Below are 13,741 nucleotides of genomic sequence, written 5' to 3' on the forward strand. Positions count from 1 at the left end.
GATCCGTCTGATATTGAGTCAGAGCAAGGGCGGTGCTGTACTCAAGACTCGGTTTCGTGAGTTTTTGAGACAGCAATGATGAAAAAGCCGCCCATGCTGAAGGGCAGATCCGATCCGGTGTTCGATCGGTTGGGGCAATCGCCCAATAAGGAGCGCCTCTCGGACTACCTCGCACTGCTCAAGCCTCTGGACGATAAGGGGCGTTACCTTCCATTCGATGACTTGCGCTACCGCTGGGCGCCGGGGCTGGACTCGAATCTGTGCTGGGCCTTGGTTAAAAAAGCCCGGACCGCCCAGTACTCAACCCTTCTGCCATTGGGCGAGCCTGTCCAATGGGGCCGCTTCGTGCTCACGCCGCTGGCGCAGAAAGCTATTTCTGCCGTCGATCGGCAAGCGACAACGGCAGCGCTGGAACACATGACCAGCCAGATCGGCGAGCATGCGCATTTCAGCTACCTGCTCAACGATCTGATTGAAGATGAAGCAATCAGCAGCAGCCAACTCGAAGGTGCTGCGACCACTACCCGAGTGGCAAAAGATATGCTCAAGCGAAAGCGGCTGCCGCGTACGCCGGATGAGCGGATGGTCATCGGCAACTACAAAATGATGAACTTCGCCTGGGAAAAGCGTTATGAACCCTTGAGCGTCGAGCTGATTACGGCAATGCATTGTGTCGGCGTCGAGGGCATCGACGACACTCAATATTCACCTGGGGCTTTCAGGGCCAACGATGATGTGGTGGTGCAGGATGGCGAGGGCAATACCGTGCATACACCGCCGCCCGCAGCGGGGCTGGTGTCACGACTGCAGGTGCTGTCGAATTGGATCAATCAATCCCACAACGACCCCTATCAAGTGGATTATCTTCATCCGTTGATAAAAGGCATCGCCCTGCATTTTGCGTTGGGCTATGAGCATCCTTTTCGCGACGGCAACGGCCGGGTCGCGCGGGCGCTGTTTTACTGGTTCATGTTCAAGAATGACTTCTCGGCCTTTCGCTATATAGCGATCAGCATTTTGCTGCGCAATGCGCCGGTGAAATATGGCCGCTCGTATCTGAATACGGAAGCTGATGAGCTGGACCTGACTTATTTCATCGATTTCCAGTGTTCGGTGATTCTGCGTGCTGTCAGTGGTTTTACTGAGGCTTATCGGAAAAGTCTGGCTTATGCCGAGAACTTTGATCGATGGTTGTTGGCATCCGGTTTTTTCGACCAATTGACCGAGAGACAGCGAGCTGTATACCAAGTGGCCAAGAGTGGAATGGCCAAGGAATTTACGGCGGTCAATGTGAAGGAGAATCTGGCCTGCTCTTACAACACTGCGTCAGCGACCTTGAATGGGTTGGTTGAGTTGAACGTATTCGAGAAGAGGAAGATGGGCAGGGAATGGGTGTTCTTTTTGCGCGGAGCACCGTAGGCGCTGGCTTGCCAGCGATGGCTGCCATCCTCAGTCCGTGACGCAAATGAAAAGCCCGCTGAACCTTTAAAGGTCAGCGGGCTTTTTGGTTGAGTCTGATTGTTCCCAGAGCGTGGGAACAATCAGGTTACGGGTCAGAACAATATCTTCGCTACATCCGCAAAGCGCTTGGCAAAGTGCACGGTAATCCCTTCCTTCAAGTATTCCGGCAGTTCCTCGAAGTTACCGCGATTGGGCTCCGGCAAAATCAGTTCATTGATCTTCTGCCGACGCGCCGCGATGACTTTTTCACGCACGCCGCCAATCGGCAGTACATGCCCGGTTAGCGTCAGTTCGCCGGTCATGGCCACGCCTTTTTTCGGCGGCTGGTTGCGGGCGAGCGAGAGCAGGGCGCTGGCCATGGTCACGCCGGCGCTCGGGCCGTCTTTCGGCGTGGCGCCTTCCGGTACGTGGAGGTGGACGAAGGCTTCGTCGAAGAACGTCGGATCACCGCCAAATTGCTTCAGATGGGAGCTGACGTAGCTGTAGGCAATTTCCGCCGACTCTTTCATCACGTCCCCCAGTTGCCCGGTGAGTTTGAAGCCGCGGTTGAGGGTGTGAATGCGCGTGGCTTCGATCGGCAGGGTGGCGCCGCCCATGCTGGTCCAGGCCAGCCCGGTGATCACGCCGACGCCGGACAGCACTTGCTCGTTGCGGAACACTGGCCGGCCGAGTGAGGCTTCCAGGTCTTTCGGGCCGAGTTTGATCACCGCTTTCGGTTCGTCGATGAGCTTCATCACGGCCTTGCGCACCAGTTTGCCAAGGTTTTTTTCCAGCTGTCGCACGCCGGCTTCACGGGCGTAGCCGTCGATCAGCGCTTTAAGGGCGTTGTCACTGATGGACAGGCTGCTTTTGGACACGCCGGCCTTTTCCAGCTGTTTCGGCCACAGGTGACGCTTGGCGATGGCGACTTTTTCTTCGGTGATGTAGCCCGACAGGCGAATCACTTCCATCCGGTCCAGTAACGGGCCGGGTATTGAATCCAGGGTGTTGGCGGTGCAGACGAACAGCACTTTCGACAGGTCCAGGCGCAAATCCAGGTAGTGGTCGAGGAACTCGACGTTCTGTTCCGGGTCGAGGGTTTCCAGCAGCGCCGAGGCGGGGTCGCCCTGGTAGCTCTGGCCCATTTTGTCGATCTCGTCGAGCATGATCACCGGGTTCATCACTTCGACGTCTTTCAACGCGTGGACGAGTTTGCCCGGTTGCGCGCCGATGTAAGTGCGGCGGTGGCCCTTGATCTCGGCTTCGTCACGCATGCCGCCGACGCTGAAGCGATAGAACGGCCGGCCCAGGGTTTCGGCGATGGATTTACCGACGCTGGTCTTGCCCACGCCCGGCGGGCCCACCAGCAACACGATGGAGCCGCTGATCTCGCCTTTATAGGCACCGACTGCGAGGAATTCGAGGATGCGGTCCTTGATGTCATCGAGGCCGGCGTGGTGTTTGTCCAGCACCTTGCGTGCGTGTTTGAGGTCGAGTTTGTCCTCGCCGTACACGCCCCACGGCACCGAGGTCGCCCAGTCGAGGTAGTTGCGGGTCACTGCGTATTCCGGCGAACCGGTCTCGAGGACCGACAGCTTGTTCATTTCCTCGGTGATGCGTTTCTGCGCCTGGGACGGCAGCACCTTGCCCGTCAGACGTTGCTCGAACTGCTCGATATCGGCACTGCGGTCGTCCTTGGTCAGGCCCAGCTCTTGCTGGATGACCTTGAGCTGTTCCTTGAGGAAGAACTCGCGCTGATGCTCGCCGATCTTGCGGTTAACTTCGGCGGAAATCTCTTTCTGCAAGCGCGCGACTTCGACTTCCTTGCGCAGCATCGGCAGGACTTTTTCCATGCGCTTGAGCATCGGCACGCAGTCGAGTACTTCTTGCAGTTCGCTGCCAGTGGCGGAGGTCAGCGCGGCGGCGAAGTCGGTCAGCGGCGACGGATCGTTGGGGCTGAAGCGGTTGAGGTAGTTCTTCAGCTCTTCGCTGTACAGGGGGTTGAGCGGCAGCAGCTCCTTGATCGCGTTGATCAGCGCCATACCGTAGGCCTTGACCTCGTCGGTCGGCTCGGTGGGCTGGTGCGGGTATTCGACTTCCACCAGGTACGGTGGGCGATGGTGTTTGAGCCAGGCTTTGATGCGCACCCGGGTCAGGCCCTGGGCGACGAATTGCAGTTTGCCGTTTTCGCGACTGGCGTGGTGCACTTTGACCAGGGTGCCGTATTCCGGCAGGGCTTTGGTGTCGAAGTGGCGAGGATCTTCCGGGGGCGTGTCCATGAAGAACAGGGCCAGGGAGTGGTGGTCGGATTGACTCACCAGTTCGAGGGTTTCGGCCCACGGCTCTTCGTTGACGATCACCGGCAGTACTTGCGCCGGGAAGAAGGGCCGGTTGTGGATCGGGATGATGTAGACCTTGTCCGGCAGGTTCTGGCCAGGCAGGGCGAGGCCTTTGCCGGTGACGTGGTGTTCGGCGTTGTCTGTTTCGGTGTATTCGCTCGCGTCTTCAGGGAATTCTTGCTGGTCGGTCATGGGGCACCTGCGCAATAGGGTATGGGTCTTAGATGGGGCAGGTGGGGGGTGGTTTCAATGGGCCTGGGTATTTCAGCGTGTGTGTTCAGGGTTTTGACAGGTCTTGGCAGTCTGACAGCTAACCAATCTCTTGCAGATTCACACGGTTCAACTGTGGGAGCGGGCTTGCCCGCGATGGCTGAGTGTCAGTCAACATCAAGGTTGAATGTTAATCCGTCATCGCGGGCAAGCCCGGCTCCCACAGGGATTAGCTGTGTGGCGCAGGCTTCGGCACGGCCACGTTATCCAGCATCCGGTTCACCGCCAGTTCTGCCAGCATGACGATCTGTTGAATCGCCATCGCCGTGTGCCGGTGCGGCCCTTCCAGATACCCCGCAAAATCACTGGCCATCACACTGGCCTGGGCCAACGATTCACAGGTGTGGGCCAGCAGGTCTTCGTCTTTGATATCCGGCGCAACCCTATACATCGTGCTCGGCTTGCGGGCCACGGGGGATTTGAGGGCGGCTGGGTTGAGGTAGTGATCAAGCGTGCGGTTGGCGGCGTCGTGGAATTTTTTTGAATCGTTGGATTCGTGGGGCGAAACGTTTTCGGTTTCTGGTGTAAACATGGCGATGCTCCAAATAGGGAATGGAAAAGCACCAAGTAAAAATTCAGGCCGCGACGCCCGATCGCTGATTTGCAGCGACCCCCAAAGCCTATCCACCTCACTTCCGACCGACAACCGCCAGAACTTGTCGGAAATATCCTTAGAAATCAGAGCGTCTGTAGGACAAACGGTCCGGATCAAAAGTAGAAAAACAGGCCGGTACCTTTACTTCGGGCTAGCGCAGTCAGCTGTTTGAACCGTGCCTTGAGGTCCGCTGGCAGTGTCGCTTGCTCAAGCAGCTCCTGAACGATTTCAAGCGCAGTGGCACCCTGGATGCTGGCGTCTTCATAGTCATCGACCAAGCTGCCTAGAACGCTGTTGACGCGCTGGATCAACCCTGAGTCCCACAATTGCTGGTAGTGCTCGGAGCTCAACGTCCACGTTTCCACTTCACCCGGTTGGCTTTGATCAAGGTCCAGTCGATGCAGGGCCGCCGGGCTCAGCGGGACGACAATTTGCTTCATCGCCGAACAGCCTGGGGTTGCAGGACAAACCATTCGATTGTCGTGATCAATTGCAGTTTGTCGGCCGTCCTGAATGCACCCGACCCGTCGCCTGAATTTGGCGTCAGCTCCAGTTCAAACAGGTCGGTGACCTCGATGCGCCAACCGCTGGGGATGCGCAATGGTTGTAGCCGGTACTTGATTGGGCCGTTCATGGAGGTCTTCTCGGTCAAGGCAGGTCGAGCCGTGCGTGCAGCTCGCGTTGCGCTTCGGTCAGGCGTGCGGTCAGTTCTGCCAGGGTCTGCGCCTGGCCCGTCCACTGTGGGTAGTCCCAGTGGTGATCTTTTATGACCACCACTCGAAAGGCACCGTCCTCATCGAACTCGGGATACCAACCGACATCCAGCAGCAGTTGCTTGCCGTACTCGACCTGCAACAGGTCTTCCTTGAGCGCATCGATCTGGCCAGCCAGAGGCTGGTCGGTCAGGAGAGACAGGTCGTCGAAGATGATTTTGCCGGTGAGCAGGCTCAGGTCAAACAACTGGCGGTTCCTGTGTGAGGAGGATGGTCAGGCCATGGGCAAACCATTTCATGCCTCGAACCTGGCCTTGAGCGCTTGGCATTTCAAGAGGACGTTGTCCCGATCATGCTCAGCGTGGAGGTCGCACCAGGTGCAGATGTAGCGGATGGCTTCCGGGGTGGGCAGGGTGACGAACGCGTCCATGAATTCGAAGGTGATGCCGGGCACGCCGATCAAGTGGTCGGCAATGTTGGCCGGGTCGAGGTCGACGTCAATGGTGATTCCGGACATCTCAATGCCGACACTAGTCGGTATCAGCAGGCAATCGAGCAATATCGGGAGAAAGCTGGACGTGTCGAAGGAGCGGCACATCTGAAAATCGGTCAGGCACCAATGCAGGGTACCGTTTTGTGACTCGTTCAGTTGCGCGATAGAAGGCACCTGGATGGTGGTCAGGTTTTTCATTACACGGCGTTCTCGGCTTTGGTGAGCAAGCTTTTCAGTTCGGGCTCGATCTCTTCAACCGGAAGACACTGGATGACTGCCTGAATGTAAGGCGCGTAATTTTTTTCGATGGGGGTTTCGCACCAGTCGAGTTCGTAGATGGCCTGGATGCGGACGTCGAGGTAAGCCGACTCCAGCAGCAGGCGTTTCAACAAGGCGATTGCCGGTACCGAGCGGTCTTCTCCCAGTGAGACTGTGCAGCGCTGCTGCCAGTACTCCGGTTTACTCAGTAAAGTCTGGTCGAGCAGTGCCCATTGTGTGGCGGTGAAGTCAATAAGCACACATTTAGCCACCATTTCGGTGGTGTATTCGGTCCAGTTGGCGGCTTCAGAGTCGCCAATCCAGTGCTCCAGTTTTTGCCAAAGCTCATCACATTGATCCCTGTGCAAAATGTTTCTCCTGAGGCGACGGCTCGCGTCAGCAAGCGCGGTTCAGTGCCGTAGCTGGCTCGCAATGGCCGATCTTGCCTCATTTAGCCGAGGCTTCCCATCCTTGGCCGTTCAGGCATCAGCGGATTCGCAGGTACAAAAAAGGGCGGCTCCCCGAAGGTAACCGCCCTGTTTTTTAACCGCCGCTAAAACTTACTCGGACAGTTTGTACGCAATCACATAGTCACCCTGCTTGGTGCCCAGCGATCCGTGACCACCCGCAACGACGAGCACGTATTGCTTGCCGTCTTTACCGGTGTAGGTCATCGGCGTGGTTTGCGCGCCGGCTGGCAGGCGGCCTTCCCACAGCTGCTTGCCGTTTTTCACGTCGTAGGCGCGCAGGTACTGGTCGAGGGTGCCGCTCAGGAAGGCCACGCCACCGGCGGTGGTGAAGGTGCCGCCCAGGCTTGGAACGCCCATGCTCAGAGGGATCGGAACCGGCGAGCTGTCGCGCACGGTGCCGTTTTTGTGTTTCCAGATGGTTTTGTTGGTGGTCAAATCGACCGCGGCCACGTAGCCCCACGCCGGTGCCTGGCACGGCAGGCCCATTGGCGACAGCAGGGCTTCGAGGATCACCCCGTATGGCGCGCCTTTGTTTGGCTGCACACCTTCGGTTTCGCTGACGCGCGGACCTTGTTTGGCGATTTCCGCGGCCGGGATCAGTTTCGATTTGAACGCCATGTAGCTCGGGTTCACGAAAGCAATCTGACGAACCGGGTCAACCGACATGCCGCCCCAGTCGAACACACCGAAGTTACCGGGATAAACGATCGAGCCTTGCAGCGACGGCGGGGTGAACATGCCATCGTAACGCAGGGATTTGAAGTCGATCCGGCACAGCATCTGATCGAACGGGGTCACGCCCCACATGTCGCGTTCCTTGAGGGTTGGCGGCACGAAGTTCAGGTCAGACATCGGTTGGGTCGGCGAAGTGTGGTCGCCTTCCACCGCGCCTTGCGGCACCGGGATTTCATTGATCGGCACGATCGGTTTGCCATTGCTGCGATCCAGCACATAGATGCTGCCTTGCTTGGTGGACGCGAGCACCGCCGGTTTCACACCGTCTGCGGTTTTCAGGTCCATCAGGGTTGGCTGGCCACCGACGTCCATGTCCCACAGGTCATGGTGCGTGAACTGGAAGTGCCAGCGCACGTTGCCGGTGGCGATGTCCAGCGCGGTCAGGCCGGCGGCGTGCAGTTCCGATTCAGGGGTGCGCGCGCCACCGAATTGATCCGGGGTCTGGTTGCCCATCGGCAGGTAGAGCATGCCGAGTTTTTCATCGACGGCGAACATGGACCACATGTTCGGCGAGTTGCGGGTGTAGACCTTGCCTTCGGCAATCGGCGTGGTGTCGTCCGGGTTGCCGCTGTCCCAGTTCCACACCAGCTTGCCGGTGTGCACGTCGAACGCGCGGATCACGCCGCTTGGCTCGTCGGTGGAAACGTTGTCGGTGACGTGGCCGCCAATCACCACCAGGTCTTTGGTGACCGCCGGTGGCGACGTGGAGTAGTAACCACCAGGGGTGAAGCCGCCGATGTTGGCCGTCAGGTCGACCTGGCCACCGTTACCGAAGTCTTCGCACATCTTGCCGGTGTCGGCGTTCAGGGCGATCAGGCGGGTGTCGGCGGTCGGCAGGAAGATCCGGCGCGGGCAGACGCTGGTCACTGGCGCGTTGGCGGTGCCGGTCGGGCTCTGCTCGGACGCGTAGGCGGCATCATCGTGATAGGTCACGCCACGGCAGGTCATGTGCGCCCAACCCTTGAAGTTCGCCGCCTTCTGCGTGGAGAGCTTCGGATCGAAACGCCAGATTTCCTTGCCGGTGTCCGGGTCCAGTGCGATCACCTGGCTGTGCGGCGTGCAGACATACAGCATGCCGTTGGCTTTGAGCGGGGTGTTTTCCGCGGTGGTTTCGCCCGGGTCGTTCGGGCCCGGCAGGTCGCCGGTGCGGTAGGTCCAGGCGGGAACCAGCTTGTTGACGTTCTGCGGCGTGATCTGTGCCAGTGGCGAGTAACGATCGCCATGGGCGCTGCGGCCGTAGGAGTTCCAGTCACCGTCCGGCATGGCCGGGGCGGTGTTGGTCATGCCAGGCACGGCGTCGCGATCCAGTTGGCCTTTGATTTCACCCGGGTTGGTGAACAGGCTGGCCAGCGCGGCGATACCGGCGATGACCACGGCAGCGCTCAGCACACCGGTGCCGACCGGGTTGAACTCGCCGGTACGCAACGGGCGACGAAACCATGGCAGCAGCATGACGATACCGAGGGTAAAGAGCAGCGCCAGACGTGGCACCAGTTGCCACCAGTCCAGACCGACTTCCCACAGTGCCCAGACCGTACTGGCGAACAGCACCACCGCGTACAGGCTCAATGCCGCAAAACGGTCGGCCAGCAGCAGCCCCCCGGTCAGCATCAGGCCGATACCGGCCAGCAGGTAATACAGTGAGCCGCCAAGCATGCTCAGCTTGATCCCCCCGGCCAGCAAGGCCAGGCCCATTAGCAGAAGCACGATACCGAGCAGGCTCGGCAATAGACGGCTTCGACTCAAAGCACCATCAGTGCTCATAGTGTGGTTCTCCGTGACGTTTTAAGTAGTCCCGCGCAGTAGTCACTGTAGATGACGATCTGGTGTGGGCATGGTTCATAGAAAAGCTGTTCAGTTGATGCGGTCCTTGTGGGAGCGAGCCTGCTCGCGATGGCGGCTTGACATTCAGCGCTGATGTCGACTGACACACCGCTATCGCGAGCAGGCTCGCTCTCACAGGTTTTTGCATAAGTATTAGAAGGACGACTGGATCTTGATCCCGCCAATCAGCGCGTCATCGACCTTGTCCACGCCACCGGGGTGGCGGATGTATTGCAGGTTCGGGCGCACGGTCAGCCAGTTCGTGACGTGCACGCCGTAATAGAGCTCGCTGCTGTACTCGGTGTCTTGCGGTGGCAGAAACGATGGGTCGTCGTAGTCGAAGACGGCGCGGGCCTGATTGGTCGCCTCGGCGTTCTTGCGGTAGGCCGGGTTGACGTGGACACGGGCCAGGGCGAAACCGATGTCGTCCCTGGCGCGGGCATCGAACAAGCCTTTGTAGACGACGCCGGCCTGGACGTAGTTGTCGATCGCGTTGGTCTTCTTGTCGTGCATCGTGCCGTTGGCGAACACGCTCAGGCCCCGAGAGTTGTCGCTGGCGTGGCTGGTCAGCTGCTGCTGAATACCGAGCCACACGCCGTGCTTGCTCGATGCGCTGCGATAAGCCTCGCCGCTCAGGGCGGCAGGCTGGCCATTGTTGTCCTTGTAGACATCGGTGGCCTTGGCGTTGCTGTAGTAGTAACCGGCGCGGTATTCACCCGGCAGGCCGTTGAGCTTCGGGGTCCAGACCAGTTCCACCGGCAGGATCGCGCCCTGAGTGCCGCTGCCGCTGAGCTTGAAACCGTTGTCGCGATCCAGATTGGACGGGTTTTGCTCGTAAACCCCGACTTGTGCGTAAAGCTGCGGCGTCAGGTGATATTTGACGCGCATCGCCCACTGGCTGACCGGCCAGTTGTACCAGATGCCACCAACCCAGTTGCCGACCTGAGAGCCGCAGAACGCCAGGTTCTGGAAGTCGCAGGGGAAGCTGTTGAAGTCTTCGCCCTCGCCGAAGCGGCCGAGCTTGATATCGAGTTTCTGATCGAAGAATTTCTGCTGATACCACATCTGCGTCAGGCGCCAGGTCTGGCCACGGCCCCAGACTTCCTGAGCCGAAGTGAAGCCGCCGACACGCGGGTCGTTGATCCGGTCGTTGCTGATGTTGTTGCCGTTGCGTTCGGTGATGGTCAGCTGAAATTCAGCGTCGTCCCAACCCAGAATCTTCTGCAAGTCCAGGTGGCTGCCGAAGCCGAACTGGTCGCTGTAGCGCGCGGTGCGGTCATGGTCGTAGCCGCCGTGCAGGTTACTGCCCATTTCGCCGGTGTAATCGACCTTGAAGTCGTAGCCCTTTTCCGAAAGTTCGGTACGAGTGCCGTTCCAGTCACCGAGCATCCACGGCGAATCGCTATCGAATGCCGGTGCCGCCTGGGTACAGGTGGCGAGGCCCAATACGGTGAATCCGCCGATCAGGTTCAGGGCTTTTCGACTGGCCACAGGGAGCAAGACAGCGCTGTCTCGCGAAGTATGAAAATCAGGCATAGAGAAGAAATTCTTGGTCTTTTTTCTAAAGGGGGGGACTGAACGCAGCGGGATGAAGCAGAGGAGAAGCGTTTCAGCAGGACAGGCGTAAGGATAATGTCCTGTAACACATAGAGAAAGGGCTTTTATTGACATGGATCATTTCGGATTTGGTAACAGTCGGCTGCGACCTGTCGCCGCAGTATCTGCCCGTGCAAAAAAAAGGGCGGACTAAAGCGTCCGCCCCTGCATGTTTCAGTGCCGTCAAGTCAATAGATAGACCGGAAAGCATTCACACAAATGCATCACCCGTCGGCGGACTTTTTCCAGCAGTACCGCATTGGTCGGTTGCTCAAGCAGATCGGCAATCAGGTCGGCCACTTCGGCGCATTCGGCTTCACCGAAGCCCCGTGTGGTCAGGGCAGGTGTGCCAATGCGAATGCCGCTGGTGATCGCAGGTTTTTGCGGATCGTCGGGAATCGCGTTCTTGTTCAAGGTGATGTGGGCACTTTCCAGCAACGCCTCGGCCTCTTTGCCGGTGATGTTCTTCGCGCGCAGATCGAGCAGGAACATGTGGCAGTCGGTGCCCCCTGACACCACCCGCAGGCCTCGCCGAGTAAGGATGTTCGCCATGGTCCTGGCGTTGTCGATGACGCGTTGCTGGTAGTGCTTGAACTCATCACCGAGGGCTTCGTTGAACGCCACGGCCTTGGCGGCGATGACGTGCATCAGAGGTCCACCCTGGTAGACCGGGAATATCGTCTTGTCGAGCAACGTCGCATGTTCGCGTTTAGCCAGGATCAGACCGCCCCGTGGGCCGCGCAGCGTTTTGTGAGTGGTCGAGGTGACGAAGTCTGCAATGCCGACCGGCGAGGGGTACAGGCCGGCTGCGATTAGTCCGGCGTAGTGCGCCATGTCGACCATCAGGTAGGCCCCGATTTCATCGCAAATATTGCGAAAACGCTGGAAGTCGATGGTCCTGGAATACGCCGAGGCACCCGCAATGATCATTTTCGGTCGGTGTTCCCGGGCCAGGGCTTCCATCTCGGCGTAGTCGAGGGTTTCGCTGTGTTTTTCCAGGCCGTAAGAGTACGCGGTGTAGAACTTGCCGGAGAAGTTTACTGAGGCGCCATGGGTCAAGTGGCCGCCATCGGCCAGGGACATTCCCAGAATCGTGTCGCCAGGTTTGAGCACAGCGAGAAACACGGCCTGATTGGCCTGGGAGCCGGAGTGCGGCTGGACGTTGGCATATTCGCAACCAAACAGTTTGCAGGCACGTTCGATGGCGAGGCTTTCAATCTCATCGACCACTTTACAGCCACCGTAATAGCGCTTGCCTGGGTAGCCTTCGGCGTACTTGTTGGTCAGCACCGAACCTTGGGCTTCCAGCACTTCTTCGCTGACGTAGTTTTCCGAGGCGATCAGCTCCAGATGGGTTTCCTGACGGTTGCGTTCACGGCTGATCAGGCGGGCGATGACAGGGTCGAAATTGTGCAGGCTCATGGAGTCATTCCTTGGATAAGTGCTTCGGCCACGCAGGCTGGCGCGAGATGCGGTGATGCGTGTGACAGTCCGCCGCCGACCACAATGGAGTCGTACGAGCGATCATGGTCGGCTGCCCTCGGTGACGGCGGTGGCTTTGCTTTCCCTGGTGTAGGTCAGTACGAAATGCGCCACGAGCCCGAAGATCAGCCCCCAGAATGCAGCGGCCAGCCCCAGGAAACTCATGCCCGAGGCGGTAACCAGGAAGGTGATCAGCGCCGCTTCACGTTGTTTTTCGTCAGCCATGGCGCCGGTCAGCCCGGCGCTGATCGCCCCGAACAGGGCCAGGCCGGCGAGGGAGGCGATCAGCTCTTTGGGCAAGGCCGAAAACACCGAAGCCAGGGTCGCGCCGAAGATGCCCATCAGAATGTAGAACACCCCGCAGGCGATCCCGGCGATGTAGCGCTTGTCGCGATCTTCATGGGCTTCGCGGCCGGTGCAGATAGCGGCGGTGATGGCTGCGAGGTTTAAGCCATGGGAGCCGAATGGCGCCATCAAAATCGAGCCGATGGCCGTGACCGAAATGATCGAGCGCGCGGGGGTGTTGTAGCCCGAGGTGCGCAACACCGCCATGCCCGGCACGTACTGCCCGGTCAGGGTGACGAGGGCCAGCGGCAGGCCGATATTGATGATCGCGTGCCAGCTCCACTGCGGGGCGATGAAGATCGGGTGGGCGACATCGATGGTGATCGAACCGGTGTTGAGTTCACCGAATGAGGCGGCCACGGCACAGCCGACAATCAATACCGACAGGATGGCGTAGCGCGGTGAAAAGCGTTTGAAGATCAGGTACGCCGCGATCATTGACAGCACCATGCTCGGCTGCAGCTTGATCGAGGTGAAGAGTTCGGCGCCGAAACGAAACAGGATGCCGGCGAGCATGGCGGCGGCGATGGCTTTTGGCAGGCGATTCATCAGTTTGTCGAACGCGCCGGACAGGCCGACCACCGCGATGATCACCGAAGCCACCACATAGGCGCCGATGGCCTGGGGCAAGGAGACCGTGGGCAGCATCGACACCAGCAACGCCGCGCCCGGTGTCGACCATGCGGTAATCACCGGAATCCGCAAACGCCAGCTCAATAACAGACCGGTAATGCCGCTGCCGATGGAAATGGCCCAGATCCAGGACGACACCTGATCATTGGGCAGGTGCGCCTCCCGGGCCGCTTGAAACACGATGATCAGCGGGCCGGCATAGGAAATGATCACGGCAATGAAGCCTGCAATGACCGCTGACAGGGATAGATCCTTTCTGAGTGTGTCCATGATGTCTCGGCTAGGCGTGGCGGGCACGCGGTGATTCAGAATTGATATTGAGTCGATTGATTCGATTCTTGATGAGTGTATTTGAATGAATTGAGTTGATTCAATAGGTGGGGGGAGTTGTTAGGAGATGTTTTTTTGCTATCGAGGTGTATTTATCAGGTTTTTCTCAAGTAACTATTTGATTTTCAAATAAATATGGCTGTTGAAAAATATTCTGAATGAGGGACGTTTTTCGATTCATTCGTCGAATCAATCGACTCAATTTATTGATTGTATCC

General features: G+C 58.7%; 12 protein-coding genes. 1 reads left to right on the forward strand and 11 read right to left on the reverse strand.

What is annotated here, in order from left to right; translation table 11 throughout:
- Positions 1-78: 78 nt before the first annotated feature.
- A complete protein-coding gene (locus tag LOY38_RS06225) occupies positions 79-1,419 on the forward strand; it encodes a Fic family protein (RefSeq protein ID WP_258700670.1) in 1,341 nt (446 codons plus the stop codon).
- A 134-nt stretch (positions 1,420-1,553) separates the two neighbouring features.
- On the opposite strand, the gene lon is transcribed toward LOY38_RS06225, so the two are convergent.
- From lon to LOY38_RS06280, 11 genes are all read right to left on the reverse strand, one after another.
- Positions 1,554-3,971 (reverse strand): endopeptidase La, encoded by a 2,418-nt coding sequence (gene lon, locus LOY38_RS06230; protein WP_258699260.1) that lies wholly within the window; start codon positions 3,969-3,971, stop codon positions 1,554-1,556.
- A 247-nt stretch (positions 3,972-4,218) separates the two neighbouring features.
- Entirely contained in the window at positions 4,219-4,581 is a 363-nt protein-coding gene (locus tag LOY38_RS06235) for a DUF6124 family protein (protein WP_258699261.1), read from the reverse strand.
- Between the two features lie 176 nt (positions 4,582-4,757).
- Positions 4,758-5,084: a hypothetical protein gene (locus LOY38_RS06240; protein WP_258699262.1), complete on the reverse strand. Its 327-nt coding sequence runs from the start codon at positions 5,082-5,084 to the stop codon at positions 4,758-4,760.
- The gene (locus LOY38_RS06245) at positions 5,081-5,278 is read right to left on the reverse strand and encodes a hypothetical protein (protein WP_258699263.1); all 198 of its coding nucleotides are present in this window, start codon (positions 5,276-5,278) and stop codon (positions 5,081-5,083) included. Before LOY38_RS06245 ends, LOY38_RS06240 begins: the two co-directional genes overlap by 4 nt.
- A gap of 14 nt (positions 5,279-5,292) precedes the next feature.
- Positions 5,293-5,604 carry a hypothetical protein gene (locus LOY38_RS06250; RefSeq protein ID WP_258699264.1) on the reverse strand — a complete coding sequence of 104 codons (312 nt, stop codon included), beginning with the start codon at positions 5,602-5,604 and terminating at the stop codon, positions 5,293-5,295.
- A 48-nt stretch (positions 5,605-5,652) separates the two neighbouring features.
- The gene (locus tag LOY38_RS06255; RefSeq protein ID WP_258699265.1) at positions 5,653-6,048 is read right to left on the reverse strand and encodes a hypothetical protein; all 396 of its coding nucleotides are present in this window, start codon (positions 6,046-6,048) and stop codon (positions 5,653-5,655) included.
- Complete coding sequence (locus LOY38_RS06260; protein ID WP_258699266.1) at positions 6,048-6,476, reverse strand: HEAT repeat domain-containing protein; 429 nt, start codon at positions 6,474-6,476, stop codon at positions 6,048-6,050. The genes LOY38_RS06255 and LOY38_RS06260 overlap by 1 nt, the downstream gene beginning before the upstream one ends.
- Before the next feature lie 192 nt (positions 6,477-6,668).
- Positions 6,669-9,077: a glucose/quinate/shikimate family membrane-bound PQQ-dependent dehydrogenase gene (locus LOY38_RS06265; RefSeq protein ID WP_258699267.1), complete on the reverse strand. Its 2,409-nt coding sequence runs from the start codon at positions 9,075-9,077 to the stop codon at positions 6,669-6,671.
- A gap of 213 nt (positions 9,078-9,290) precedes the next feature.
- Positions 9,291-10,673, reverse strand: coding sequence for a carbohydrate porin (locus LOY38_RS06270; RefSeq protein ID WP_258699268.1), 1,383 nt, complete (start codon positions 10,671-10,673; stop codon positions 9,291-9,293).
- 243 nt (positions 10,674-10,916) lie between these two features.
- Positions 10,917-12,155 (reverse strand): serine hydroxymethyltransferase, encoded by a 1,239-nt coding sequence (gene glyA, locus LOY38_RS06275; RefSeq protein WP_258699269.1) that lies wholly within the window; start codon positions 12,153-12,155, stop codon positions 10,917-10,919.
- Between the two features lie 102 nt (positions 12,156-12,257).
- On the reverse strand, positions 12,258-13,463 hold the full coding sequence (locus LOY38_RS06280; RefSeq protein ID WP_258699270.1) for a benzoate/H(+) symporter BenE family transporter: 1,206 nt from the start codon (positions 13,461-13,463) through the stop codon (positions 12,258-12,260).
- Positions 13,464-13,741: the final 278 nt, after the last annotated feature.

This window comes from Pseudomonas sp. B21-015 (genome assembly GCF_024749285.1).
Lineage (GTDB): Bacteria > Pseudomonadota > Gammaproteobacteria > Pseudomonadales > Pseudomonadaceae > Aquipseudomonas.